The sequence below is a fragment of the Serratia sp. Je.1.23.a genome (assembly GCF_051129805.1).
Lineage (GTDB): Bacteria > Pseudomonadota > Gammaproteobacteria > Enterobacterales > Enterobacteriaceae > Serratia > Serratia liquefaciens.
This window is the reverse complement of sequence record NZ_JBCPSR010000086.1, coordinates 1-257: the sequence shown is the minus strand read 5'-3', so window position 1 is coordinate 257 and position 257 is coordinate 1. Positions and strand designations below refer to the sequence as shown.

The 257-nt window shown below is 52.9% G+C and carries 1 rRNA gene; it reads left to right on the top strand.

Going from position 1 to position 257, the window contains the following annotated elements:
• Positions 1-42: 42 nt before the first annotated feature.
• A 16S ribosomal RNA gene (locus AAZT04_RS26305) occupies positions 43-257 on the top strand; the annotation flags it as partial.

Genomic DNA, 257 nt, shown 5'->3' with positions numbered 1-257 from the left:
ATTTTCGAGCATCGCTTCACGAGTTGAAGCAAATCAAGCTTTTAATTGAAGAGTTTGATCATGGCTCAGATTGAACGCTGGCGGCAGGCCTAACACATGCAAGTCGAGCGGTAGCACAGGGAGCTTGCTCCTGGGTGACGAGCGGCGGACGGGTGAGTAATGTCTGGGAAACTGCCTGATGGAGGGGGATAACTACTGGAAACGGTAGCTAATACCGCATAACGTCTACGGACCAAAGTGGGGGACCTTCGGGCCTC